General features: G+C 72.4%; 23 protein-coding genes. 14 read left to right on the forward strand and 9 right to left on the reverse strand.

Annotated elements, in window-relative coordinates; genetic code table 11:
- The first annotated feature begins 77 nt into the window (after positions 1-77).
- From ACF1BN_RS33840 to ACF1BN_RS33850, 3 genes are all read left to right on the forward strand, one after another.
- On the forward strand, positions 78-641 hold the full coding sequence (locus tag ACF1BN_RS33840) for a SigE family RNA polymerase sigma factor (RefSeq protein ID WP_392335413.1): 564 nt from the start codon (positions 78-80) through the stop codon (positions 639-641).
- The gene (locus ACF1BN_RS33845; protein ID WP_392335414.1) at positions 638-1,432 is read left to right on the forward strand and encodes a hypothetical protein; all 795 of its coding nucleotides are present in this window, start codon (positions 638-640) and stop codon (positions 1,430-1,432) included. The genes ACF1BN_RS33840 and ACF1BN_RS33845 overlap by 4 nt, the downstream gene beginning before the upstream one ends.
- Before the next feature lie 243 nt (positions 1,433-1,675).
- Positions 1,676-1,888, forward strand: coding sequence for a DUF397 domain-containing protein (locus tag ACF1BN_RS33850; RefSeq protein WP_030219358.1), 213 nt, complete (start codon positions 1,676-1,678; stop codon positions 1,886-1,888).
- A gap of 117 nt (positions 1,889-2,005) precedes the next feature.
- Here the strand turns inward: ACF1BN_RS33850 and ACF1BN_RS33855 are convergent, their stop codons facing one another.
- The gene (locus ACF1BN_RS33855) at positions 2,006-2,509 is read right to left on the reverse strand and encodes an ATP-binding protein (RefSeq protein WP_376598736.1); all 504 of its coding nucleotides are present in this window, start codon (positions 2,507-2,509) and stop codon (positions 2,006-2,008) included.
- A 350-nt stretch (positions 2,510-2,859) separates the two neighbouring features.
- Here ACF1BN_RS33855 and ACF1BN_RS33860 point away from each other — a divergent pair, with 350 nt between their 5' ends.
- The 4 genes from ACF1BN_RS33860 to ACF1BN_RS33875 all read left to right on the forward strand — a co-directional run bounded on the left by ACF1BN_RS33860 (position 2,860) and on the right by ACF1BN_RS33875 (position 7,428).
- The gene (locus ACF1BN_RS33860) at positions 2,860-3,732 is read left to right on the forward strand and encodes a helix-turn-helix domain-containing protein (protein WP_392335415.1); all 873 of its coding nucleotides are present in this window, start codon (positions 2,860-2,862) and stop codon (positions 3,730-3,732) included.
- A gap of 93 nt (positions 3,733-3,825) precedes the next feature.
- Complete coding sequence (locus ACF1BN_RS33865) at positions 3,826-5,283, forward strand: aldehyde dehydrogenase family protein (protein ID WP_392335416.1); 1,458 nt, start codon at positions 3,826-3,828, stop codon at positions 5,281-5,283.
- A 138-nt stretch (positions 5,284-5,421) separates the two neighbouring features.
- Positions 5,422-5,961, forward strand: a complete 540-nt coding sequence (locus ACF1BN_RS33870) for a DinB family protein (protein WP_392335417.1) — start codon at positions 5,422-5,424, stop codon at positions 5,959-5,961.
- Positions 5,962-6,201: 240 nt separating this feature from the next.
- Entirely contained in the window at positions 6,202-7,428 is a 1,227-nt protein-coding gene (locus ACF1BN_RS33875) for a WD40/YVTN/BNR-like repeat-containing protein (protein ID WP_392335418.1), read from the forward strand.
- Positions 7,429-7,437: 9 nt separating this feature from the next.
- Here ACF1BN_RS33875 and ACF1BN_RS33880 read toward each other — a convergent pair whose 3' ends face one another.
- The 3 genes from ACF1BN_RS33880 to ACF1BN_RS33890 form a co-directional block, all read right to left on the reverse strand.
- On the reverse strand, positions 7,438-8,859 hold the full coding sequence (locus ACF1BN_RS33880; RefSeq protein ID WP_392335419.1) for a glutamate decarboxylase: 1,422 nt from the start codon (positions 8,857-8,859) through the stop codon (positions 7,438-7,440).
- 76 nt (positions 8,860-8,935) lie between these two features.
- Complete coding sequence (locus ACF1BN_RS33885; protein ID WP_392335420.1) at positions 8,936-10,213, reverse strand: ion channel protein; 1,278 nt, start codon at positions 10,211-10,213, stop codon at positions 8,936-8,938.
- A 102-nt stretch (positions 10,214-10,315) separates the two neighbouring features.
- Positions 10,316-10,684, reverse strand: a complete 369-nt coding sequence (locus tag ACF1BN_RS33890; RefSeq protein ID WP_392335421.1) for a YbjQ family protein — start codon at positions 10,682-10,684, stop codon at positions 10,316-10,318.
- Between the two features lie 168 nt (positions 10,685-10,852).
- Between ACF1BN_RS33890 and ACF1BN_RS33895 the strand changes: the two genes are divergently transcribed.
- A complete protein-coding gene (locus tag ACF1BN_RS33895) occupies positions 10,853-12,319 on the forward strand; it encodes a VTT domain-containing protein (RefSeq protein WP_392335422.1) in 1,467 nt (488 codons plus the stop codon).
- 77 nt (positions 12,320-12,396) lie between these two features.
- Here the strand turns inward: ACF1BN_RS33895 and ACF1BN_RS33900 are convergent, their stop codons facing one another.
- Both ACF1BN_RS33900 and ACF1BN_RS33905 read right to left on the reverse strand, forming a co-directional pair.
- Positions 12,397-14,049, reverse strand: a complete 1,653-nt coding sequence (locus ACF1BN_RS33900) for a threonine/serine exporter ThrE family protein (protein WP_376602460.1) — start codon at positions 14,047-14,049, stop codon at positions 12,397-12,399.
- A gap of 165 nt (positions 14,050-14,214) precedes the next feature.
- Positions 14,215-14,706, reverse strand: coding sequence for an inorganic diphosphatase (locus ACF1BN_RS33905; RefSeq protein WP_376602461.1), 492 nt, complete (start codon positions 14,704-14,706; stop codon positions 14,215-14,217).
- 102 nt (positions 14,707-14,808) lie between these two features.
- Here ACF1BN_RS33905 and dacB point away from each other — a divergent pair, with 102 nt between their 5' ends.
- From dacB to folE, 6 genes are all read left to right on the forward strand, one after another.
- Positions 14,809-16,215 (forward strand): D-alanyl-D-alanine carboxypeptidase/D-alanyl-D-alanine-endopeptidase, encoded by a 1,407-nt coding sequence (gene dacB / locus ACF1BN_RS33910; protein ID WP_392335423.1) that lies wholly within the window; start codon positions 14,809-14,811, stop codon positions 16,213-16,215.
- A gap of 59 nt (positions 16,216-16,274) precedes the next feature.
- A complete protein-coding gene (locus tag ACF1BN_RS33915; protein WP_392335424.1) occupies positions 16,275-17,414 on the forward strand; it encodes a zinc-dependent metalloprotease in 1,140 nt (379 codons plus the stop codon).
- Positions 17,415-17,692: 278 nt separating this feature from the next.
- Entirely contained in the window at positions 17,693-18,709 is a 1,017-nt protein-coding gene (gene tilS, locus ACF1BN_RS33920) for a tRNA lysidine(34) synthetase TilS (RefSeq protein WP_392335425.1), read from the forward strand.
- A gap of 41 nt (positions 18,710-18,750) precedes the next feature.
- Positions 18,751-19,290 carry a hypoxanthine phosphoribosyltransferase gene (gene hpt / locus ACF1BN_RS33925; RefSeq protein ID WP_030219931.1) on the forward strand — a complete coding sequence of 180 codons (540 nt, stop codon included), beginning with the start codon at positions 18,751-18,753 and terminating at the stop codon, positions 19,288-19,290.
- A 203-nt stretch (positions 19,291-19,493) separates the two neighbouring features.
- Positions 19,494-21,521 carry an ATP-dependent zinc metalloprotease FtsH gene (ftsH, locus tag ACF1BN_RS33930; protein WP_392335426.1) on the forward strand — a complete coding sequence of 676 codons (2,028 nt, stop codon included), beginning with the start codon at positions 19,494-19,496 and terminating at the stop codon, positions 21,519-21,521.
- A gap of 100 nt (positions 21,522-21,621) precedes the next feature.
- A complete protein-coding gene (gene folE, locus ACF1BN_RS33935; RefSeq protein WP_376603027.1) occupies positions 21,622-22,227 on the forward strand; it encodes a GTP cyclohydrolase I FolE in 606 nt (201 codons plus the stop codon).
- Positions 22,228-22,242: 15 nt separating this feature from the next.
- On the opposite strand, the gene ACF1BN_RS33940 is transcribed toward folE, so the two are convergent.
- Genes ACF1BN_RS33940 through folB form a run of 3 tightly spaced genes read right to left on the reverse strand, consistent with a single transcriptional unit; the run spans position 22,243 to position 23,726 of the window.
- Positions 22,243-22,722, reverse strand: a complete 480-nt coding sequence (locus tag ACF1BN_RS33940) for a DUF3180 domain-containing protein (RefSeq protein ID WP_392335427.1) — start codon at positions 22,720-22,722, stop codon at positions 22,243-22,245.
- 48 nt (positions 22,723-22,770) lie between these two features.
- Positions 22,771-23,370 (reverse strand): 2-amino-4-hydroxy-6-hydroxymethyldihydropteridine diphosphokinase, encoded by a 600-nt coding sequence (gene folK / locus ACF1BN_RS33945; protein WP_392335428.1) that lies wholly within the window; start codon positions 23,368-23,370, stop codon positions 22,771-22,773.
- Positions 23,367-23,726 carry a dihydroneopterin aldolase gene (gene folB / locus ACF1BN_RS33950; protein ID WP_015034453.1) on the reverse strand — a complete coding sequence of 120 codons (360 nt, stop codon included), beginning with the start codon at positions 23,724-23,726 and terminating at the stop codon, positions 23,367-23,369. Before folB ends, folK begins: the two co-directional genes overlap by 4 nt.
- Between the last annotated feature and the right edge of the window lie 88 nt (positions 23,727-23,814).

The raw sequence follows: 23,814 nt of genomic DNA on the forward strand, positions 1-23,814 counted from the left end.
GCCGTCCACCACGCTCGGCGGGGCCCGGCACGGGGCGGGCCCCGCCGTACCACCTCCCGAACGCGAGGTCCGCCACCGTGACCCACCCACCGGCTCCCGAGCCCGACGCCGACTTCGCCGCCTTCGCCTCCGCCGCCTGGCCCCGGCTCGTCCGCACGGCCCGGCTGCTCACCGGCGACTTCCACGAGGCCGAGGACCTGGTGCAGACGACGCTGGCCAAGGTGTACGGACGCTGGCACAGGGTCCCGCGCGAGGAGGTCGACCTCTATGTGCGCCGGGCCCTCGTCAACAACAACATCAGCCGTCTGCGCCGCCGCAGGGTCGCCCACCTCCTCGTGCCGGTGCTGCCGGAGTCGGCCCGGCACCGGGACGCGGGCCACGCCGAGCAGGTCGAGGAACGAGCCGTCCTCCTGGAGGCGTTGGCCGATCTGAGCGTCCGCCAACGCACGGTGATGGTCCTGCGGTACTGGGACGATCTGACCGAGCAGGAGATCGCGGACGTCCTCCGGTGCTCGATCGGCACCGTGAAGACCCATGCCCGGCGCGGTCTCGCCGCCCTGCGGGCCCACCCCCGGCTCGCCTCCGCCGCTCCGCCGCTGTCCGGCCCGTCCCTCCGCACCCCCTACGGAGCCCCCTCATGACCCCCGCCCCCGACGCCGGTCCCGACGCCGCCGAGGCGTGGGACGACCTGCTCCGCGCCGAGTTCGCCCGCGCCGCCCACGACGTGACCCCGGGGCCCGCGCCCGTGGCGGCGGTCGTCCGGGCGGGCCGCGTCCGCCGCCGGCGCCGTACCGTCGCCCTCTCCGTCCTCGCCGTCCTCGGCGTCTCGGCGGCCGTCGCGGCGGGTACGGCCCTGGCCGGCGACCCGCACCCCGCCGCGGGCCTGGCCGCCCCGCCGTTCGCGACCGCCTCCGCCTCCGCCTCCGCCTCCGCCTCCGTCACCGCATCCCCGGTCACGCCCCCCACCACCCCCCGTACCTCCGCCACCTCCCGGACCCCCACCACCCCCCTGACCTCCGCCACCGCCCCGCGGATCCCGACCCCGGTGCGGACCGTGGCGGCGGAGGAGCGGGTGGCGGCGGCGCCCGGGTGGACGGTGTGGCTCACGGGCCGGGGCAAGTACTGGGAGGGCGGGGAGGACGGCACGCGGCAGTTCCGGCCCGTCGACGACGGCAACATCGACCTGAGCGTCCCCGGCGTCAGCTTCCAGGGCGAGGGCACCTTCCGCTCCGGTCTCTACTACGGGACCCGGGACGCGGGCCGGGTCGACCTCGTGGACGCGAAGGGCCGGACCACGACCGCCGCCCTCCTCGAACTGGCGGGCCGCCCCGGCTGGGGGGTCTGGTACGCCGTGACCCCCGACCGGTCGCCCATGGCCGTCCGCCTCCTCGACCGCGAGGACCGGCTCCTCTCCGACCTTCCCGCCCTCTGAGGCCGCCGGCGGGAACCACCGCCCCCGCGCTCCCGTCCACCCGGATGGGAAGATCGCGGGGGCTTCGCCTTATGCGGACGCGTCGTCGCACGCTGAGTCGCGTAGCGACTACGCCACGCCTCGTGCACGTGCATCTGCTCATGCATCGGCATATGAACGAAGCTATGATCCGGGGAAGTTGAGACCTGCACCAAGCAACTCGGGGAGCCTTCAGTGCATCACGCGCACCACGCGTACAACGGCATGGCGGCCACGGAGCTGCGAGGTGTCGTCTGGCAGAAGAGCAGGCACAGCAACTCCCAGGGCTCGTGCGTCGAGTTCGCCAAACTGCCCGGGGGAAACGTTGCCGTGCGCAACTCCCGCCACCCGGACGGGCCCGCGCTCGTCTACACCCCGGCCGAGATAGAGGCGCTGCTGCTGGGAGTCAAGGACGGGGAGTTCGACCACCTCGTCTGACACTCGCGCGTGCGGGACGGGTGCGCGTCACGAACAGGGGAATGGCCCCGGCGGTGTGCCGCCGGGGCCATTCCCCTGTTCTGTTCCGTTCGGTGCCCGGGACCGTCCGTCCCCGGCCTACTCCTCCTCCGGGCCCACCCGGAAGAGCGCCCAGACCACCTTGCCCTGGAGCCGTCCGGCCAGCGGGTGCCAGCCCCAGCTGTCGCTGAACGACTCGACCAGGAACAGGCCCCGACCCGACTCGGCGGAGAAATCCTCCTCGCCGCCGCGCGCCTCCGGGCTCTCCCGGCTGGGGTCGCGCACCGCGCACACCAGGCGGGAGGCCCAGCGCATCAGGTGCAGCCGCACCGGCGGCGCCTGCGGGTCGTCGGGACAGCCGCCGTCCGGGACGGCGTGCCGCAGGGCGTTGGTGACGAGCTCGGAGACCACGAGGGCCACGTCGTCGAAGCGGTCGCCGAGATTCCAGCTGTCCAGCGTCGCGCTGGTGAACTTCCGGGCCCCGCGCACGGCGTCGTACCGGGCGGGCAGGGCGCAGGAGGCGGAGGTGGAGACGGCGCCGGGGTCGATCGGCGGGAGACCCTGCCGTAAAGGCTCGAGCACGGTCGATCCATTCGTCCCCATGCGAGGCACTCCCGGGAATCGCGGTGGTGGTGCGACAACGGTGCGAACAGTGCGAAACATTGCGACAACACGACAACGCGAACGAGTACGCGGCTGCGCGGGGTCCATGGTTCCGAATGCGCCCACGGGATGCAAGGGCAGATGCACGTGCACGCGGCCCTCGGGTGCCGGACCTGTCCGACCCTGTGGTGAATCTGTGGAAATCTTCTTGACGCGGACGTGACCGACCCTCGTCCAGATCTCACCCCTCTGCCTCCCCTTCCGTAATCAGATGTGTACGCGCTGAAGCGTTTGGTGGCAGAATCCGGGGCTCGACGGGGGCTCGTCACCGTGAAGGGAAGGCTGGAGCCGTGACCGCAGGCGAAATGAACGGAGCGGGCGGGAGCGTCGTCCGGCGCATCCTGCTGGGCTCCCAGCTGAGGCGCCTGCGCGAATCGAGGGGCATCACCCGAGAGGCCGCCGGCTACTCGATCCGCGCCTCCGAATCCAAGATCAGCCGCATGGAGTTGGGAAGGGTGAGCTTCAAGGCCAGGGACATAGAGGATCTGCTCACTCTCTACGGAGTCACCGAGGAGACCGAGCGCGGCGCCCTCCTGGGCCTCGCCCGCGAGGCCAACCTCGCCGGCTGGTGGCACAGCTTCGGCGACGTCCTGCCGGGCTGGTTCCAGACGTACATCGGCCTGGAGGCCGCGGCCTCCCTCCTCCGCGTCTACGAAGTGCAGTTCATCCACGGCCTGTTGCAGACGGAGGAGTACGCCCACGCGGTCGTCGCCCGGGGCATGCCCGGTGCCTCGCAGGCCGAGATCGACCGCCGCGTCGCCCTCCGTGTCGAGCGCCAGAAGGTCCTCGTCTCCGAGCGCGCCCCGCACTTCCACGTCATCCTCGACGAGGCCGCGCTCCGCCGCCCGTACGGCGACCGGGCCGTGATGCGGGGGCAGTTGAAGCACCTCATCGAGGTCTCCGAGCACCCCGGGGTCACCCTCCAGGTCATGCCCTTCAGTTTCGGCGGGCACGCCGGCGAGAGCGGCTCCTTCACCATGCTCAGCTTCCCCGAGTCCGACCTCTCCGACGTCGTCTACCTGGAGCAGCTCACCGGCGCCCTCTATCTCGACAAGCGCGAGGAGGTCGCCCAGTACGGCGCCGTGATGGAGAAGCTGGCGAAGGACAGTCCCGATCCGGCCGAAAGCCGTGATCTTCTCCGGGGACTCCTTCAACTCTCCTGAGACATCAGTACGATGACGGCGCATCAGTAGCCCCGGCGATCAGGCGCCCGCGCGCGCCTGACGACCGGCAGCCGGCAGAGGGGTTATCCGTCCATGTCGCACTTCACCGACCTGGCCCACCAGTTCATCGACGGCGAGTGGAAGCCGGGCAGCGGCTCCTGGGACATCATCGACTTCAACCCGTACACCGGGGAGAAGCTCGCCTCGATCACGGTGGCCACCGCCGGGGAGGTGGACCTCGCCTACCGCGCCGCCGAGCGCGCGCAGACCGCCTGGGCGGAGACCAACCCGTACACCCGCCGGCTCGTCTTCGAGCGCGCCCTGCGGATCGTCGAGGACCGCGAGGACGAGATAGCCGAGACGATCGTCGCCGAGCTCGGCGGCACCCGCCTCAAGGCCGCTTTCGAACTCCACCTCGCCAAGGAGTTCCTGCGCGAGGCGATCCAGCTGGCGCTGCGCCCCGAGGGCCGCATCCTGCCGTCCCCGGTGGACGGCAAGGAGAACCGCGTCTACCGCCTCCCGGTCGGCGTCGTCGGCGTCATCTCCCCCTTCAACTTCCCCTTCCTCCTCTCCATCAAGTCGGTCGCCCCGGCGCTCGCGCTCGGCAACGCGGTCGTCCTCAAGCCGCACCAGAACACCCCGATCTGCGGCGGCACGCTGGTCGCGAAGATCCTGGAGGAGGCGGGCCTCCCCGCCGGTCTGCTCAACGTCGTCGTCACCGACATCGCCGAGATCGGCGACGCGCTGCTGACCCACCCGGTGCCGAAGGTCATCTCCTTCACCGGCTCCGACAGGGTCGGCCGTCACGTGGCCACCGTCTGCGCCCAGAACTTCAAGCACGCCGTCCTCGAACTCGGCGGCAACAGCGCCCTGATCGTCCTCGACGACGCCGACCTCGACTACGCGGTCGACGCCGCCGTCTTCAGCCGCTTCGTCCACCAGGGCCAGGTCTGCATGGCCGCCAACCGCGTCCTGGTCGACCGCCGGGTGGAGGCGGAGTTCACCGAGAAGTTCGTCGCCAAGGTGCGCACCCTGCGGGTCGGCGACCCGGCCGACCCCGGCACCCACATCGGCCCGCTCATCAACTCCCAGCAGGCCGAGTCGGTCGCCGGGGCGGTCGAGCAGGCCGTCGCCGCCGGCGCCACCGCGCTGCTGCACGGCACGGTCGAGGGCAATGTCGTCTCGCCGTCCGTCCTGGCCGGCATCCCCGCCGACGCCCCCGTCCTCACCCAGGAGATCTTCGGCCCGGTCGCCCTGATCCTTCCCTTCGACGGGGAGGACGAGGCCGTACGGATCGCCAACGACACCCCCTACGGGCTCAGCGGCGCCGTCCACACCGCCGACGTCGAGCGGGGCGTCCGGGTGGCGAAGCGGATCCACACCGGCATGATCCACATCAACGACGGCACCGTGCACGACGAGCCGATCGTCCCCTTCGGCGGCGAGAAGCACTCGGGCATCGGGCGGCTCAACGGCGACGCGATGATCGAGGCGTTCACCACCCAGAAGTGGATCTCGATCCAGCACGGACGCAGCCGCTTCCCCTTCTAGCCACGGTCCTCGTACCGGTCCTCGTACCGGTCCTTGTCCCGGTGATCGTTCCGGTCCTCGGCCTCGAAGAGGACAGGATCTGTCCTAATTCCTCCGTACCGTGGTACTTGCCAGACAGACGGACGGAAGGCGGACACCATGGTGGCTCTCGCACCCGCGGACAACCCCGGCGACGAGCGCGGCACGCTCCTCGAATTCGTGGAGGCCCAGCGTGCCGCGCTCCGCCGCGCCCTGCTCGGTCTCACCGCGGAGCAGGCGTCGAGCCGGCCGAGCGCCAGTGGGCTGAACCTCGCCGGGCTGGTCAAGCACGTCGCCGAGGTCGAGCTGGGCTGGCTCCGGCTCGCGCAGGAGCGGGAGAACGAGCGGGAGCAGTGCGAGGCGAACTGGGAGGACGGTTTCCGGCTCGTCGCCGGCGAGACCGTGCCCGAGGTGCTCGCCTTCTGGGACGGGGTGGCGAAGGAGACCGAGGAGTTCGTCCGTACGGCTCCGAGTCTGGACGACACCTTTCCGCTGCCGCCCGCTCCCTGGTTCCCCGAGAACGGGCGGGTGTCCGTCCGCTGGATGGTGCTGCACCTGGTGCAGGAGATGGGGCGGCACGCCGGACACGCGGACGTGATCCGCGAATCCCTCGACGGCAAGGACTCCCACGAGCTGATGGCGCTGGCGGCCCAGGGGTAGGGCGGGGGCCTCCGGGGCGGCGGGAGGCCGGGTCCGGTCGGCGTGCGGCGGTCCGCTCAGCGTGCCGCGGTCCGGTCGGCGTGCGGCGGTCCGGTCGGTCCGGTCGGCGTGCGGCGGTCCGGTCGGTCCGGTCGGTCCGGTCGAAGATTCTTCCTCCCGGGTGGGAACCCGAAGGCGGTTCGCGGTGTACCAGAAGCAGACGGTTCACCGCGAACCGCCCGAGGGACAGGGGGAAGTCCGATGCGTGTTCCCGCTTCCCGGGCGCCGGCTCCGCTCCGCGCGCTCGTGGCACTGCTGCTCGCCTGGCTGCTGGCCGCCTGTACGGGCGGGAGCGAGCCGGTGCGTGCGGACGAAGAGCCCTCGGCGGAGGGGGAGTTCGGAGCTCCTCCGAGGGTCGGTGACGGCGCCGGGCTGCCCGGCTGGGCGGCCGACGTGGGGTTCGCCGCCGACGGCAGCGGCTTCGCGCTGCTCGCGGAGTGCGCCGGCGACCCGGCCCGGCCGGCGAACGGCTTCTGCCGCCAGCGCGTGGCGGTGCTCGACCGGGACGCCGGGGCATGGCGGCTCGGCCGCTCGCCGCTGCCCGAACTGCGCGGCGACGAGGGGGTGTCGGCGCAGCTGACGGTGCTCGGCCCCGGGCGGGCACTGATCGAGGACGGGGGCGGGGAGGAGCCGCTGGAGGGCTGGTTCACCGCGGACGGCGGGCGGAGCTGGCGGAGCGTCGACCGGCGGCCGGCGGGGCGGACCCCGGAGATACCCGCCGGGGCGGTGCTCACCACCGAGTGTGCCACGAGCCCGGGTGAGCCGGCGGAGCGGTGCGAGCGGGAGCTGCTGGCCGTGATCTCGCCGCGGGACGGGCGGCGGCGGACCCTGGTGGCGCAGCCGCCGCTGGGCGCGCACCCCGTACCTGCGGGCGTGGTGGAGCCGGACGGGTCCTGGTGGGTGTCGGGTGTGGAGCCGTCGAGCGGGCGGGCGGTGGTCGCGGTCTCCCGGGACGCGGGGCGGAGCTGGTCCCTGAGCAGACCGTCGAGCCCGACGGAGGAGCCCGGTCGGTTCATCAAGGTCGTGGTGGGGCCCGACGCCGTGTACGCGGCGGAGCTGGGCGAGCTGAGTGAGGGCACGCCCGTGACCAACCCGCTGCGGGCGCTCCACCGCTCCCTCGACGGGGGCCGGAGCTGGCAGCGGGTGTGGACCACGGGCGCCGTGGCGGAGCCGCGCACGCTGCTCGGGTCGCCGGTGCCGGGGCCGGGCGGCCGGGTGGAGATCGGCGGCGAGCGGTCCGGGTACCGCAGCCTGGACGGCGGCCGGACCTTCGAGGAGCTGGACGACGGCACCTCGTACGTCCGCAGGACCGGCCTAGGCCTGCTCCGGGAGGGATCGCGCTGCCGGTACGAGCTGACGCGGGACGGGGTGCGCTGGTCGGAGTTCCTGCTGGCGTGCGACGGCGACGCCTCGGTGGGAGGGCCGTAGGGGGCCGGTTCAGTGGTGGAAGGAGGTCGCGGCGGCCTTGTCGTGGGTGAAGGGGCGGGGCTGGCTCCGGAGTTCGGGCAGCAGCCGGTTCAGGTCCTCGACGAGAAGGCTCGCGAGGTCGGCGGAGAAGCCGTTGCGGCAGACGATCCGCAGGACGGACAGGTCCTCGCGGTGGGCCGGGAAGGTGTAGGCGGGGACGAGCCAGCCGCTCTCGCGGAGCCGGCGGGAGACGTCGAAGACGTCGTAGGAGGTGGTGTCGGGGGTGGTGGTGAAGGCGAAGACCGGCAGCTGGTCGCCGCGGGTGAGGAGGCGGAAGTCGCCCATGGCCTCGATGCGTTCGGCGAGGCCCCGGGCGACGTCCCGGCTGGTCTGCTGGACGGCCCGGAAGCCCTCCCGGCCGAGCCGGAGGAAGGTGTAGTACTGGGCGACGACCTGGGCGCCGGGGCGGGAGAAGTTGAGGGCGAAGGTCGGCATGTCGCCGCCGAGGTAGTTGACCCGGAAGACCAGCTCCTCGGGCAGCTGCTCGGCGCTGCGCCAGAGGGCCCAGCCGACGCCCGGGTAGACGAGCCCGTACTTGTGGCCGGAGGTGTTGATCGAGGAGACCCGGGGGAGGCGGAAGTCCCACACCAGGTCCTCGTCGAGGAAGGGGGCGACCATGGCGCCGGAGGCGCCGTCGACGTGGACGGGGATGTCGAGGCCGGTGTCCGCCTGGAGGGCGTCGAGGGCGGCGCAGATGTCGGCGACGGGCTCGTAGGAGCCGTCGAAGGTGGAGCCGAGGACGGCGACGACGCCGATGGTGTTCTCGTCGCACAGGGCGGCGGCGGAGGCGGCGTCGAGGTGGTAGCGGTCGCCCTCCATGGGGACGAGCCGGGGCTCGACCTCCCAGAAGGTGCAGAACTTCTCCCAGCAGACCTGCACGTTGACGCCCATCACCAGGTTGGGGCGGGCGGTGGCCGGGTAGCGGTCGGCGTTCCGCTTCGCCCAGCGGCGCTTGAGGGCCATGCCGGCGAGCATGCAGGCCTCGCTGGAGCCGGTGGTGGAGCAGCCTACGGCCGCGCTCGGGTCGGGGGCGTGCCAGAGGTCGGCGAGCATGGCGACGCAGCGGCGTTCGAGTTCGGCGGTGCGCGGGTACTCGTCCTTGTCGATCATGTTCTTGTCGCGGCACTCGGCCATGAGGACACCGGCCTGGGGCTCCATCCAGGTGGTGACGAAGGTGGCGAGGTTGAGCCGGGAGTTCCCGTCGAGCATCAGCTCGTCGTGGACCAGCTGGTAGGCGCTGGACGGCGGCAGGGGCCGCTCGGGCATCCGGTGGCGGGGCGGGGCCTCCGTCATCCCGCCGATCGGGTCGGCCTCGCCGTAGAAGGGGTTGAGGGCGAGCCGGCGGAAGGGCTCGGAGTCGGTGTCGTCGGTTCCCTTGTGGAGGGGGGCCATCGGGAGCTCCTTCTGCGGACGGGCGGACGGGCGGTCGGTCGGACGGTCGGACGGGGGAGGGGAATGGGGGAGGGGGTCAGCGGAGGGAGTCGCCCCGGTGGTCGAGTTCGAGCTGCGGGCGGCCGGTGACGACCAGCCAGGCGGGCAGGGTGGCCAGGCAGAGCAGCGTGAGCATGGCGGGGGAGGCGGCGATGACGGCGGCGATGAAGAGGCTCACCCACCCCTGCCGGGTGGTCGCGAGGAGGACGCCGAGGACGGCGGAGGAGACGGCGACCGCCGGGTGGATCTCCGGCACGAGCGCCTGGGCGACGAGGCCGAAGGCGGCGCCGATGAAGACCGCGGGGAAGACCCGGCCGCCGCGGAAGCCGCAGGCGGCGGCCACCAGCAGGGCGACGATCTTCACGACGGCCAGCCGGGCCAGTTCGCCGGAGGAGTACACCCCGATGGAGTCGACGAGCTCCTGGGTCTCGTGGAGGCCCTTGAAGAGGGTCAGATGCCCGCCGAGGGCGCCCAGCAGGCCCAGGACGAGGCCGCCGACGGGCAGCATCAGCATGGGGTGCCGCAGTCGGTGGAAGGCCCGGTGGAGGTGGGGGAAGGCGTAGCAGCCGAGGAGGCCGAAGAGGGCTCCGAGGGTGGCGACGACGAGCGCGGCGAGCAGGTCCTCCCAGCCGGGGTCGGTCAGTGGCGGGAGGCCCATCGCGAAGCTGGGGTCCGAGAGGAGCTGAGTGGTCATCGCGCCCGCCCCGGCGGCGACCAGCGGGGCGAAGAGGCGGTCCCAGAGCGAGCCGCGGCCGGGCTTGCCGACGAGCGCCTCGGAGAGGACGAGGGCGGCGGCGACGGGGGTGCCGAAGAGGGCGCCGAAGGTGCCGGCGACGGCGAGGGAGCCCCAGAAGGCGCCCGGTACGTTCGGCGCGGCCTTCAGGCCCAGCCAGGCGGCCAGGGCGATCGCGGAGGCGATCGTCGGCTGCTCGGGGCCGAGGCTGACACCGCCCGCGAGGGCGAGGGCGCTGGCGAGGAGCAGACCGGGCACGATCACCGGTGGCAGCGGGGGCCCGCCGAGCCCTTCGGAGGCCGGGTCGGGTCCGGCGTGCCCGGGCACCTTCCAGATGACCAGTCCGACGGCGACGCCGGTCGCGGTCAGGACGCAGATCATCCAGAGCGAGGAGTACCGGCCGACGTCCAGCGCGTCGGGCAGGGTCTCCCAGAGCACCGCCTGAAGTCCCTCGGCCGCCTCGCTGACGCCGAGGAACAGCAGGGCCGATCCGACGCCCACCGCGAGGGCGGGCAGCACCTGCGGGAGCAGGACTCGTACCGGGGCTTCGGCGGGGGCGGTCGCGTCATGATCGGTGGCCACCGCCCCACCATAGGTGAGCAAATGCCCCATAACACTTCGAAAGGCCGAGACTTCCGGCCCTCCGGGCCCGCGGCCCGGTGAGCCGGGGCCCGGCCGGCGGGCTCAGCCGCGGGGTGCGATGACGACGGCGGTGCCGTACGCGCAGACCTCGGTCCCCACGTCCGCCGCCTCGGTCACGTCGAAGCGGAACATCAGCACGGCGTTGGCGCCGCGCGCCCTGGCCTGCTCCACCAGGCGCTCCATCGCCTGGTTCCGGGTCTCCACCAGGGTCTTCGTCAGCCCTTTCAGCTCGCCGCCGATCATCGACTTCAGACCGGCGCCGATCTGGCTGCCCAGATGGCGCGACCGGACCGTCAGCCCGAAGACCTCGCCGATCACCTGGCGTACCTCGAATCCGGGGACGTCGTTCGTCGTCACGACCAGTACGTCGGGGTGCGGTCCCTGACCGCCTCCGTACTCCTCGATGCCCATCGGCACTCACCTCCTGGCCACCCAGCGTCGCGGGGGCCGGGCCGCTCCGCAATCCCGCGGGGTCCAGGTGGAACCGGGGCACCCTCCGCCACGTTGATAGCTTGGGGCGCGCCGTCGGCATGTCCCCCTCCGACATGCCCCCCACACCACCCGCAGGAGCCCGGAACCGTGAACACGCTTGCCCTCGGACCGAGCTGGTTGGATCCGGACTACCTGATCCAGACCTTCGGCCTGATCGGTGTCCTCGTCATCGTCTTCGCCGAGTCCGGCCTGCTCATCGGGTTCTTCCTGCCCGGTGACTCGCTGCTCTTCACGACCGGTCTCCTGGTCACCACCGGCAAGCTCGACTCGCCCCTCTGGCTGGTCTGCACGCTGATCGTCGCCGCGGCGATCATCGGCGACCAGGTGGGCTACCTCTTCGGACGGAAAGTCGGCCCGGCGCTCTTCCGGCGCCCCGACTCCAAGCTCTTCAAGCAGGAGAACGTCGAGAAGGCGCACGAGTTCTTCGAGAAGCACGGCCCCAAGTCGCTGATCCTGGCCCGCTTCGTGCCGATCATCCGCACCTTCACGCCGATCATCGCGGGCGTCAGCCGGATGAACTACCGCTCGTTCATCACCTTCAACATCATCGGCGGTGTGCTCTGGGGCGCCGGCGTGACCCTGCTGGGCGCCTCCCTCGGCAAGATCGACTTCGTGCACGAGCACATCGAGGCCATCCTCATCGGCATCGTGCTCCTCTCGGTCGTCCCGATCGTGATCGAGTACCTGAAGGCCCGCTCCCAGTCGAAGAAGGTCGCCGCCGCCCGCGCCGCGGCCCCCGCCGACCCGGCCGCCCCCGCGGACCAGGACACCCCCGGCGCCCGGGCCGACCAGGGCCAGGCCGCGTACGGCGAGCAGCCCGGCGGTTACGGCCACCAGGACGGCCGACCCGGTCCCGCCGGCCGGCCGGAGCAGGGCGGCCACGGCGCCCAGGACGCCTACGGAGCCCAGGACGGCCACGCCGGCCAGGGCGGCTACACCGGCCACGGCGCCCAGGGCGGGTACGGCGACCAGAGCGGTTACGCGGGGCAGGGCGGTTACGGCGACCAGGGTGGTTACGCCGGGCAGGGTGGTCACGCCGGCCAGAGCGGCTACGCCGGTCAGGGCGGCTACACCGGCCACGGCGACCAGGGCGGGTACGCGGGGCAGGGCGGGTACGGCCGACAGGGTGGCTACGGCGACCAGGCCGGGTACGCCGGACAGGCGGGCTACGACGGCCAGGTCGGCCACGGCTACGGCAACCAGCCCGGTTACGGCGGTCAGCAGGGTCAGCAGCCCGGTTACGGCGCCCAGACCCCCCAGCCCGGCTATGCCGGTCAGCAGAGCCGGCAGCCCGGCTACGGCGGCGCTCAGCCCCCCCACCCCGGCTACGGCGCCCAGCAGGACCAGCAGCCCGGCTACGGCGGCGCCCAGGCCCCCCAGCCCGGCTACGACGCCCAGCCCGGCTACGACGCCCAGCCCGGCTACGACGCCCAGCCCGGCTACGGAGGCCAGGGCGGCTACGACGCCCAGGGCGGCTACGACGCCCAGAGCGGCCGGGGCGGTCACCACCAGCCGCCGCACGGCGAGGACGGCGGCCGGCCCGCCCAGCGCTAGGACACCGACGAAGCCCCGCTCCCCCTCCGCCGGAAGGCCGAGGGGGAGCGGGGCTTCGTCGTGACGCGGACGGGGCCTCAGAACCCCCTGGTCCGCTTCGCCGCGCTGCGGGAGACGGCACCCGGGGCCCGCATGAAGAGCCGGGCCAGCTCGCCGCCCAGGTTCACGCCGATCGCGATCGCCAGCGCCAGCGCCGCCGCCTTCGCCAGGTACGCGAAGCCCCCGTCCAGATTGTTCTGGGCGATCGCCAGTACCCCGAAGTACGTCGCCGAACCGGGCAGCAGCGCGCCGATCGCCGCCGTCACGTACGGCAGCGACGACGTGTGGTGGTAGCGGGCCATCAGCTGCCCGAAGAGGCCGACCAGGCCCGCCGCCAGGGCCGTCGCCATCACGGTGGACCCCTCCGCCGTCACCGCGATCGACGCGTAGACCACCCAGGCGACCCCGCCGTTCAGCGTCGCGAAGAGCACCGTCGCCCGCGACTGCTGCAACAGGATGGCGAAGGTCGCGCACAGCACCATCGCCGCCACCGTCTGCGTCACCGGCCGCTCCACGGCCTGCAGCGCCCCCTCCGGGTTGAGCTTCGCGCCGAACTGGACCGCCAGGTACAGCACCGACAGCACGCCCACCACGATCGCCACGAAGAAGTAGGCGACCTCCAGGAGCCGGGCCGAGGCCGTGATGTAGAAGCCGGTCAGACCGTCCTGCACCGCGGCCACCAGCGCCCGCCCCGGGATCAGCGCGAACAGGCCACCCGTGATCACCGCCGAGGGCCGCAGATCCGCGTGGAGCAGCGTGAGGAGCACCCCCATCGCGGCCGGCGGCATCGCCGCCACCAGGAACTGGTAGAACTCCGGCAGCCCGCGCCCCGCGCACAGCCACGCCAGCCGGTCGCCCAGCACCGCGCCCAGCGCCGCCACGAAGAACACCGTCGCCCCGCCGCCCAGCAGCGTCGACGCCGCGCCCGCGAGCACGCCCGCCGCCGCCGTCAGCACCCAGCCGGGGTACGGATGCCGGTTGCGCCGTATCTCCGCGAGCCGCCGGTACGCCTCCTCCGGCGACACCTCGTGCGCCGGCGCGTTGATGTCCGCGAGCAGCTGGTAGACGGCCGCCAGGCGGGTGTAGTCGGTGCCCCGGCGCCGTACCGTCCGGTTCGCCGTCACCGGATCGTCCACCAGCGAGGGCTGGTAGGTGATCGACAGCAGCGTGAAGGTCACCGTCGGCTCGCAGCGGTCGAGCCCGTACGACCGGCAGATGGCGAACATCGCCGCCTCGACGTCCTCCGCGCCCTCACCGCCCGCGAGCAGCAGCTCGCCGATCCGGAGGGTCAGGTCGAGCACGCGCGGCACCGAGGGCCCCGTCTCGCCCTTCGCGGCGGCCGCCTCCGGCACCGGCCGGTCACCCACCGGCAGCCGCAGCATCGTCCGCATCCGGTCCTGCCAGGGCGCGTTGTGCGGCAGCCGCGCCAGCGGCACCCCGTAGGCCGGGGTGAAGGCGGGCGGGGAGTCCTTCGATGAGTACGTCGAGGGGGGCGCGAAGGCCGACCCCTCGGGCTCGGGCGGCGGCTCGGGCTCCAGCCCCTCCGGCACCACGAACGCCGATCCCTCCGGCTCCGCGGGCGGCGGCTCCGGCACCAGGCCCTCCGGCAGCGCGAACTCCGAGGTCGCCTCGTCCGACAGGGGCTTCCGGTCCTCCGGAGCCTCCTCGGGGCCCTCCGGCTCCGCCACCACGCGCTCTCCGCCTCACACCCAGGGAATCTTGGATTCCAGTATGAGCGTCAGACGGGTGTGTGAAACGTGGAGGGGCGAAAGGCGGTACGGACGCGCGAGCGGCCCGCGGACGCGCGAAAGGCGGCGCACCCCGGAGGGTGCGCCGCCTCACGCGACGATCAGGCGTCAGTGAGCGCCCTGCTCCTTGGCGCGCGCGATCGACTTCTCGATCTCCGCCTCGGCCTCCTCGCGGCCGACCCAGTCGGCGCCCTCGACCGACTTGCCCGGCTCCAGGTCCTTGTAGACCTCGAAGAAGTGCTGGATCTCGAGGCGGTCGAACTCCGGCACGTGGTGGATGTCGCGCAGGTGCTCCATGCGCGGGTCCGTCGCCGGGACGCACAGCAGCTTGTCGTCGCCGCCGGCCTCGTCCGTCATGCGGAACATGCCGATGGCGCGGCACTTGATGACGCAGCCCGGGAACGTCGGCTCGTCGAGGATGACCAGCGCGTCCAGCGGGTCGCCGTCCTCGCCGAGGGTGTTCTCCACGTAGCCGTAATCGGTCGGGTAGGCCGTCGACGTGAAGAGGCGACGGTCAAGACGGATACGACCGGTCTCGTGGTCGACCTCGTACTTGTTCCGCGATCCCTTGGGGATCTCGATGAGAACGTCGAACTCCACGGGTGGCTCCTCCTGAATCAACACAAGTGAATGCTCGCGACGACGCGCGGTGATTAAGTGTCTCTCACGCAGGTACGTGATCGCGAAAGGGGCTGGTCAGCAATGCCGGAGCCGAGGGTGTGGCAGCTCACGGCGGGCTCCGCCGTGCTCGGTCTGGCTCTCGCCGCCGCGGCGGCGACCGCGGCAGGCCCATGGGACGGAGGCCAGCGTACGGCCGAGCGGGCCCGCGCCGCCGCCCCTTCGGCGGGTGGCGAGCGTCACCCCGCCCCCGCCGCCGCCCCCGCGGCCCCGCGCCGCACCGAGCCCGCCCCGGCCCCCAGCGCCCCCGGCGTCCTCACCGCCCTCGCGGCCCCCGCCCCCGGCACCCGCCCGGCGGACCTCGCCCGCACCCTCGTCCCCCTCCTGGCCGACCCCGGCCTCGGCACCTCGCGCACCGCCTCCGTCGTGGACACCGCCACCGGCGAGCAGCTGTACGGGGAGGGCGCCGGCACCCCCATGACCCCGGCCTCCACCGTCAAGATCGCCACCGCCGCCGCGGCCCTCTCCGCCCTCGGCCCCGACCACCGGATCGCCACCACCGTCACCGCCGCCCCCGACGGCCGGACGGTCACCCTCACCGGCGGCGGCGACCCCACCCTCGACGAGGCCCGCCTGAGGAAGCTCGCCGCCGACACCGCCCGCGTCCTGAAGAAGCGCGGCGTCGCCTCCGTACGCCTCGCCTACGACACCGGCCTCTACCGCGGCCCGGCCCTCCACCCCATCGGCCCCAACGAGAACATCGCCCCGGTCACCGCCCTGATGACCGGAGCGGGACGCCTCGACGGGAGCACGTCCGGACCCGCCCCCCGCTCCGGCGACCCCGCCCGCGACACCGCGACCGCCTTCGCCGGCCACCTCGCCGACGCCGGCCTGAAGGTCACCGGCGACCCCGCCCCCGGTCGCGCCCCGAAGGGCGCCCCGCTCGCCCGTACGCACTCCGCCCCCCTCGCCGACCTCGTCGAGCGCACCCTCACGAACAGCGACAACGACCTCGCCGAGGCCCTCGCCCGGCAGACCGCCCTCGCCCGCGAGCAGCCCGCCTCCTTCCGCGGCGCCGAGAAGGCCGTCCGCGACGAACTCGGCGAGCTCGGCCTCCCCCTCGCGGGCGCCCGCTTCGCCGACGGCAGCGGCCTCGACCGCCGCGACCGCGTCTCCGCCGGCCTGCTGACCGGCCTCCTCGCCCGCGCCGCCGACCCCGCCCGCCCCGAGCTCCGCCCGCTCCTCACCGGCCTCCCCGTCGGCGGCTTCACCGGCACCCTCGCCGGCCGCTACGGCCAGGCCCCGGCCGGCGCCGGACTCGTCCGCGCCAAGACCGGCACCCTCACCGGCGTCAACACCCTCGCCGGCACCGTCGTCACCACCGACGGGCGCCTCCTCGCCTTCGCCTTCCTCGCCTCCCGCACCCCCTCGCCCGACCTCGCCCAGCCCGCCCTCGACCGCCTCTCCGCCGCCCTCACCGGCCAGAAGTAGCCACCTGACCCACCCTCCGGACAGGGCACCGACCGGCCGGGACCCCGTACCGTTGACGCATGACGAGCATCGGTGGTGCAGGCACGTCCGGAATGGTCGACTGGAACCTCGCGGTCGCGACCGCGACCAGGCTGGTCCGCCCCGGCCCCGACGTCGGGCGCGACGAGGCACGGGCCGTCGTCGCCGAACTCCGCAGGCACGCCAAGGCCGCCGAGGAACACGTCCGCGCCTACACCCGGATGCTCCCCGAAGGCGCCGAACCGCACGACACGCCGGTCCTCGTCGTCGACCGCACCGGCTGGATCAAGGCCAACGTCGCGGGCTTCCGCGAGCTCCTCACCCCACTCCTCGGCAAGATGCAGGAGCGCCGCACCACCACCCCCGGCGGCACCGTCCTCGGCGCCGTCGGCGGCAAGGTCACCGGCGTCGAGCTCGGCATGCTGCTCTCCTTCCTGGCCTCCCGCATCCTCGGCCAGTACGAGACCTTCGCGCCCGTCACCCGCGACCTCCCCGGCGCCCCCCAGGGCGGCGGCCGGCTCCTCCTCGTCGCCCCCAACATCGTCCACGTCGAGCGCGAACTGGGCGTCTCCCCGCACGACTTCCGCCTCTGGGTCTGCCTCCACGAGGAGACCCACCGCACCCAGTTCACCGCCGTCCCCTGGCTCCGCGACCACCTCCAGGGCGAGATCCAGTCATTCCTCGCCGCCACCGAGGTCGACCCCGGCACCTTCGTCGAACGCCTCCGCGAAGCCGCCCAGACCCTCGCCGGCGGCCGCCCCGAGGCCGAGGAGGGCGACCCGTCGCCCTCCCTCGTCGAACTCGTCCAGACCCCCGAGCAGCGCGAGATCCTCGGCCGCCTCACCGCCGTGATGTCGCTCCTCGAAGGCCACGCCGACTACGTCATGGACGGCGTCGGCCCCCAGGTCGTCCCCTCCGTCGCCGAGATCCGCGAGAAGTTCCAGCAGCGCCGCGCCCGCGGCGCCTCCCGCCTCGACCTCGCCCTGCGCAAGCTCCTCGGTCTCGACGCCAAGCTCCGCCAGTACCGCGACGGCGAGCGCTTCGTCCGCGCCGTCGTCGACGAGGTCGGCATGGACGGCTTCAACCGCGTCTGGACCTCCCCCAACACGCTCCCCACCAAGAGCGAGATCTCCGCCCCCGCCGACTGGATCGCGCGCGTGCACCGCAGGGCCGACTCCTGAGGCCCGGCCCGGAGGACCGCGCCTGAGGCCGGGACCCGGCGAAGGGTGAACCGTACGGCAGACTCCTGGGGCGGGAGAGCCGTACGGCACGGCGACACCGGCGAAGTCCCCGCCTATCACCCATCCGAGGGACCCTTCGGGTGGGGTGAGGCGTGCAATGCTCGGGTAAGGGCCACGTTTCTGTCACCATCGACGCACTCTGAGTGACCGAACACCCCATTCCGACCGTTAAGACTCCGACCGAGGCACCCCACCCCATTCACGAAGGGCACCGAACCATGGGTCCCCATCCTGCGGTCGCGGCGATACGCCTGGCGGTCCGCCGCGTACTCCACGACGTCCTCACCGAGCACCCCACCGACCCCGCCGCCCCCCGCGACACGCACCCCCTCGTGCTCGTCGCCTGCTCCGGCGGAGCCGACTCCATGGCGCTCGCCTCCGCCCTCGCCTTCGAGGCGCGCAAACTCCCCCTCCGCGCCGGAGGCATCACCGTCGACCACGGCCTCCAGGACGGCTCCGCCGGCCGCGCCGACGAGGTCGCCGGCCGCATGACCGCCCTCGGCCTCGACCCCGTCGAAGCCCTCGCCGTCACCGTCGGACGCGAAGGAGGACCCGAGGCCGCCGCCCGCGACGCCCGCTACGCGGCCCTCGACGCCGCCGCCGAACGCCACGGCGCCACCGCGATCCTCCTCGGGCACACGCGCGACGACCAGGCCGAGACCGTCCTCCTCGGCCTCGCCCGCGGCTCCGGGATCCGCTCCCTCTCCGGCATGGCCGCCGTCTCCGGCGCCCGCGGCCGCTACCGCCGCCCCTTCCTCCAGCTCGACCGCCAGACCGTCCGCAAGGCCTGCATCGCGCAGGAGCTCGCCGTCTGGGACGACCCCCACAACAGCGACCCCGCCTACACCCGCTCCCGCCTCCGCCACGAGGGCCTCCCCGCCCTGGAGAAGGCCCTCGGCAAGGGCGTCGTCGAAGCCCTCGCCCGAACGGCCCAGCTCTCCCGCGACGACGCCGACGCCCTCGACACCTGGGCCGCCGACGCCGAGACCACCGTGCGCGACGAGGCGGGCGCCCTCGAATGCGCCAAGCTCCACGGACTGCCCCCCGCCGTGCGCCGCCGCGTGCTGCGCCGCGCCGTGATCGCCGAGGGCGCCCCCGCCGGCTCCCTCTTCGCCCGCCACATCGAAGAACTCGACCGGCTCATCACCGGCTGGCGCGGCCAGGGCGCCATCAACCTGCCCGGCCGCGTCGAAGCCCGTCGTCAGGGTGGCAGACTGGTCATCCGGCAAGGCTGACGCACGCTGCAACGAAAGTGACCCGGGTGAACGAGAAGGACATGGGCACCGACCTCCAGTCGGTGCTCATCACCAAGGAAGAGATCGACGCGAAGCTGGCCGAGCTGGCCGCGAAGATCGACGCGGAATACGCGGGCAAGGACCTGCTCATCGTCGGAGTCCTCAAGGGCGCCGTGATGGTGATGGCGGACCTGGCGCGCGCCCTGTCCACCCCCGTCACCATGGACTGGATGGCCGTCTCCTCCTACGGCGCGGGCACCCAGTCCTCCGGCGTCGTCCGCATCCTCAAGGACCTCGACACCGACATCAAGGGCAAGCACGTCCTGATCGTCGAGGACATCATCGACTCCGGCCTGACGCTCTCCTGGCTCCTGTCGAACCTCGGCTCGCGCGAGCCGGCCTCCCTGGAGGTCTGCACCCTGCTGCGCAAGCCGGAGGCCGCCAAGGTCGCCATCGACGTCAAGTGGATCGGCTTCGACATCCCCAACGAGTTCGTCGTCGGCTACGGCCTCGACTACGCGGAGAAGTACCGGAACCTCCCCTTCGTCGGCACGCTCGCCCCGCACGTCTACGGCGGCTGAGCTGCCTTCCGCGTTCGGGGAACCCGCACCGCCTTCCCCCCGTTGAACCACGGGAAGGCGGTCGCGGGCGACGATGCTGAGGTACCGTCCGAAGAACAGCTTTTCTCACACCGCGTTTCCCGCACAGCTTTCTCGATACAGCTTTCTCACACAGAGGCATTTACCTACGGGCAGGAGGGACGGGGCGTTCTCGCTCCGTATGGATGGACGTGAAGCGATACTTCCGTGGGCCGGTCATGTGGATCGTGCTGGCCGTCCTCGCCGTGGTCGTGCTGATGCAGGTCGTCGGCTCGTCCGAGGGCTACAAGACGGTGGACACCGGCCAGGTCGTCCAGGCGATCGACAAGAACCAGGTCAAGCAGGTCAAGCTCACCACCGGTGACGAACAGATCATCAAGGCCGAGCTGGTCGACGGCCAGAAGATCGACAACAGCAGCAAGATCCAGGCCAGCTACATCGGCACCCAGGGCGCAGACTTGGCCGACAAGCTCCAGGAGAAGTTCGAGGCCGGGCAGATCGAGAAGGGCTACACCGTCTCGCCGACGAAGCAGTCGCCCTTCGTCTCGATCCTGCTCTCGCTCCTCCCCTTCGTCCTCATCGTGGTCGTCTTCCTGTTCCTGATGAACCAGATGCAGGGCGGCGGCTCCCGCGTCATGCAGTTCGGCAAGTCCAAGGCGAAGCTCATCACCAAGGACACGCCGAAGACGACCTTCGCCGACGTCGCCGGCTCGGACGAGGCCGTCGAGGAACTCCACGAGATCAAGGAGTTCCTCCAGGAGCCCGCGAAGTTCCAGGCGGTCGGAGCCAAGATCCCCAAGGGCGTCCTGCTCTACGGCCCGCCCGGAACCGGCAAGACGCTCCTCGCGCGCGCCGTCGCCGGCGAGGCCGGGGTGCCCTTCTACTCGATCTCCGGCTCCGACTTCGTCGAGATGTTCGTCGGTGTCGGCGCCAGCCGGGTCCGCGACCTCTTCGAACAGGCCAAGGCCAACGCCCCGGCCATCGTCTTCGTCGACGAGATCGACGCGGTCGGCCGCCACCGCGGCGCCGGCCTCGGCGGCGGCCACGACGAGCGCGAGCAGACCCTCAACCAGCTGCTCGTCGAGATGGACGGCTTCGACGTGAAGGGCGGCGTCATCCTGATCGCCGCCACGAACCGCCCCGACATCCTCGACCCCGCCCTCCTGCGCCCGGGCCGCTTCGACCGCCAGATCGCGGTCGACCGCCCCGACATGCAGGGCCGTCTGGAGATCCTCAAGGTCCACCAGAAGGGCAAGCCGGTCGCGCCCGACGTCGACCTCGGCGCCGTCGCCCGCCGCACCCCCGGCTTCACGGGTGCCGATCTCTCCAACGTCCTGAACGAGGCGGCGCTGCTGACCGCCCGCTCGGACAAGAAGCTGATCGACAACCACATGCTGGACGAGGCGATCGACCGCGTGGTCGCGGGCCCGCAGAAGCGGACCCGGATCATGTCGGACAAGGAGAAGAAGATCACCGCGTACCACGAGGGCGGCCACGCCCTGGTCGCGGCGGCCTCCCCGAACGCCGACCCCGTCCACAAGATCACCATCCTGTCCCGCGGCCGCGCCCTGGGCTACACGATGGTCCTCCCGGACGAGGACAAGTACTCCACCACCCGCAACGAGATGCTCGACCAGCTGGCCTACATGCTGGGCGGGCGCGCGGCGGAGGAGCTCGTCTTCCACGACCCGACCACGGGTGCCGCGAACGACATCGAGAAGGCCACGGCCACCGCCCGCTCGATGGTCACCCAGTACGGCATGACCGAGCGGCTCGGCGCCATCAAGTTCGGCGGCGACAACACCGAGCCCTTCCTCGGCCGTGAGATGTCGCACCAGCGCGACTACTCGGAAGAGGTCGCCGCGCTGGTCGACGAAGAGGTCAAGAAGCTCATCGAGACCGCGCACAACGAGGCGTGGGAGATCCTGGTCGAGAACCGCGACGTCCTCGACAACCTGGTCCTGGCCCTCCTGGAGAAGGAGACCCTGGGCAAGGAGGAGATCGCCGAGATCTTCCGGCCGATCGTCAAGCGCCCGGCCCGTCCGGCCTGGACCGGCTCGTCCCGCCGCACCCCGTCCACGCGTCCGCCGGTCCTCTCCCCCAAGGAGCTGGCCCTGACGAACACGGCGAACGGCACCTCGGCGAACGGCACCACCCCGGTGGACACCACCAAGGGCATCGACATCGCCCCCGAGGACACCCCGGAGCCCTGAGCCCCGGCCCCCGGAATGGAAGCCGCGCCCCCACAGGTTCTAGCCTGTGGGGGCGCGGCCCTTTTTCGCGCCATGTCAGACCAGACGGAACGAGGCACAGATGACCGACCCGGTGACGCTGGACGGCGAGGGCACGATCGGCGAGTTCGACGAGAAGCGCGCGGAGAACGCCGTACGGGAGCTCCTCATCGCGGTCGGCGAGAACCCGGACCGCGAGGGGCTCAGGGAGACCCCGGCGCGCGTGGCGCGGGCGTACAAGGAGATCTTCGCGGGGCTGTGGCAGCAGCCCCAGGACGTGCTGACGACCACCTTCGACCTGGGCCACGACGAGATGGTGCTGGTCAAGGACATCGAGGTGTACTCGACCTGTGAGCACCACCTCGTCCCGTTCCGCGGGGTGGCCCACGTGGGGTACATCCCCTCCACCACGGGCAAGATCACGGGCCTGTCGAAGCTGGCCCGGCTGGTCGACGTCTACGCCCGCCGGCCCCAGGTGCAGGAACGTCTCACCACGCAGGTGGCGGACTCGCTGATGGAGATCCTGGAGCCGCGCGGCGTCATCGTGGTCTTCGAGTGCGAGCACATGTGCATGTCGATGCGCGGCATCCGCAAGCCGGGCGCGAAGACGATCACCTCGGCGGTCCGGGGCCAGCTGCGCGACCCCGCGACCCGCGCCGAGGCGATGAGCCTCATCATGGCGCGCTGACGAGCTCCGTCGATGTCAGGCCCGGGCGCCGCCCGGGCCTTCGTCGTCCTCCGGGAGCTTGCAGACGCGCTCCAGGAAGAGGGCGGCGGCGATGACGGCGAAGCCGGCCACCACGGAGGCGGCGGCGTAGAGGGCCTGGTCGCGGCGGGCCGGGACGTCGAGGGAGCCGAGGAGGAAGACGCCCACGCCGCCGTAGAGACCGGCGACGAGGGCGGCGACCAGGGCGCTGGCCTGGCCGAAGACGACCGCGCGGGCGGCCATCAGGGGCTCGACGCCCTTGGCGCCGGGGCGCCGCTCCCGCTGGGCCTTGAGGCGGGCCCGGATGGAGAGCGCGGTGGCCGTGAGGACCACCGCGATCACGGCGAGGACGATGGGCGCGGCGATCGGCACGCTGGGGAGCGTGCCGACCGAGTCCCAGAGGCGGGCGCCGCCCCAGGAGAGGATGCCGGCGACCAGGAAGAGTCCGGCGAGCACCTTGAGCCGCAGTTGTTTCACCGGGTGTCCTTCACGTGGTCGCGGGTGGTCTGCCACGTAGCGTAACGACTACTCGGGGAGGCGGAGTTCCAGGTCGGTCCGAGGTGTCACGCCGGCGCGGTCCGCGGCGGCCAGGAGGGCCGCCACCGGGCCGTGGCCGGGGAGCTGGGCCTCCGGGTCCATGTCGTGCCAGGGGGCGAGCACGAAGGCGCGCTGGTGGGCACGGGGGTGGGGGAGGGTGAGGACGGGGTCGTCGGAGACCGTGTCCGCGTACGTGATGATGTCGACGTCCAGCGTGCGGGCGCCCCAGTGCTCCTCCCGTACGCGGAGGAAGGCCTCCTCGACGGCCTGGGCGCGCTCCAGGAGGGAGGAGGGCGGGAGGGTCGTCTTCACGAGGGCGACGGCGTTGAGGTACGAGGGCTGGCTGCCGGGCTCGACGCCCCAGGGCGCCGTCTCGTAGACCGGGGAGACGGCCTTGACGCGGAGGCCGGGGGTGTCGGCGAGGGCGTCGAGGGCCCCCTGGAGGTTCTCCAGGCGGTTGCCGAGGTTGGCGCCGAGGGCGAGGACCGCCCAGCGCGGGTTGGACAGGGTGGTGTCCGCGGCGTCGACGGCGGCGACCACCGCGGCCGGTACGGGCTGGACGGTGGGGTCGCTCTGGTTCGGCTTCATCGACGGCTCCGGGTGATCGTGATGGTGACGTCGTCGAAGGGGACGGTGATGGGGGCGTCGGGCTTGTGGACGACCACCTCCACCTCCTGGACGCCGGCGTGGCTCAGACACTGCTGGGCGATGCGCTCGGCGAGGGTCTCGATCAGGTCGACGGGCTCGCCCTGGACGACGTCGACGACCTCCTCGGCGACGACGCCGTAGTGGACGGTCTTGGTGAGGTCGTCGTCTGCGGCCGCCGGGCGGGTGTCGAGGCCGAGGACCAGGTCCACGATGAAGGTCTGCCCCTCCTCGCGCTCCTTGGGGAAGACGCCGTGGTGACCTCGGGCCTTGAGGCCGCGCAGCGCGACACGATCCACGCGAATCACTCCTGCTGTCGTAGTTGCGGGGGCACGCAGCCGGGTGCGGACGGCCGGGTGTCCTCCATCGAATCTACCTGCGGGCACC

It is taken from the genome of Streptomyces sp. NPDC014861, assembly GCF_043081625.1.
Classification (GTDB): domain Bacteria; phylum Actinomycetota; class Actinomycetes; order Streptomycetales; family Streptomycetaceae; genus Streptomyces.

Coding starts and splice junctions, on each gene's coding strand:
- ACF1BN_RS33845 (WP_392335414.1), top strand. CDS start 638: ATGACCCCCGCCCCCGACGCCGGTCCCGACGCCGCCGAGGCGTGGGAC.
- ACF1BN_RS33850 (WP_030219358.1), top strand. CDS start 1,676: ATGGCGGCCACGGAGCTGCGAGGTGTCGTCTGGCAGAAGAGCAGGCAC.
- ACF1BN_RS33855 (WP_376598736.1), bottom strand. CDS start 2,509: ATGGGGACGAATGGATCGACCGTGCTCGAGCCTTTACGGCAGGGTCTC.
- ACF1BN_RS33865 (WP_392335416.1), top strand. CDS start 3,826: ATGTCGCACTTCACCGACCTGGCCCACCAGTTCATCGACGGCGAGTGG.
- ACF1BN_RS33870 (WP_392335417.1), top strand. CDS start 5,422: ATGGTGGCTCTCGCACCCGCGGACAACCCCGGCGACGAGCGCGGCACG.
- ACF1BN_RS33875 (WP_392335418.1), top strand. CDS start 6,202: ATGCGTGTTCCCGCTTCCCGGGCGCCGGCTCCGCTCCGCGCGCTCGTG.
- ACF1BN_RS33880 (WP_392335419.1), bottom strand. CDS start 8,859: ATGGCCCCCCTCCACAAGGGAACCGACGACACCGACTCCGAGCCCTTC.
- ACF1BN_RS33890 (WP_392335421.1), bottom strand. CDS start 10,684: ATGGGCATCGAGGAGTACGGAGGCGGTCAGGGACCGCACCCCGACGTA.
- dacB (WP_392335423.1), top strand. CDS start 14,809: ATGCCGGAGCCGAGGGTGTGGCAGCTCACGGCGGGCTCCGCCGTGCTC.
- ACF1BN_RS33915 (WP_392335424.1), top strand. CDS start 16,275: ATGACGAGCATCGGTGGTGCAGGCACGTCCGGAATGGTCGACTGGAAC.
- tilS (WP_392335425.1), top strand. CDS start 17,693: ATGGGTCCCCATCCTGCGGTCGCGGCGATACGCCTGGCGGTCCGCCGC.
- hpt (WP_030219931.1), top strand. CDS start 18,751: ATGGGCACCGACCTCCAGTCGGTGCTCATCACCAAGGAAGAGATCGAC.
- ftsH (WP_392335426.1), top strand. CDS start 19,494: ATGGACGTGAAGCGATACTTCCGTGGGCCGGTCATGTGGATCGTGCTG.
- folE (WP_376603027.1), top strand. CDS start 21,622: ATGACCGACCCGGTGACGCTGGACGGCGAGGGCACGATCGGCGAGTTC.
- folK (WP_392335428.1), bottom strand. CDS start 23,370: ATGAAGCCGAACCAGAGCGACCCCACCGTCCAGCCCGTACCGGCCGCG.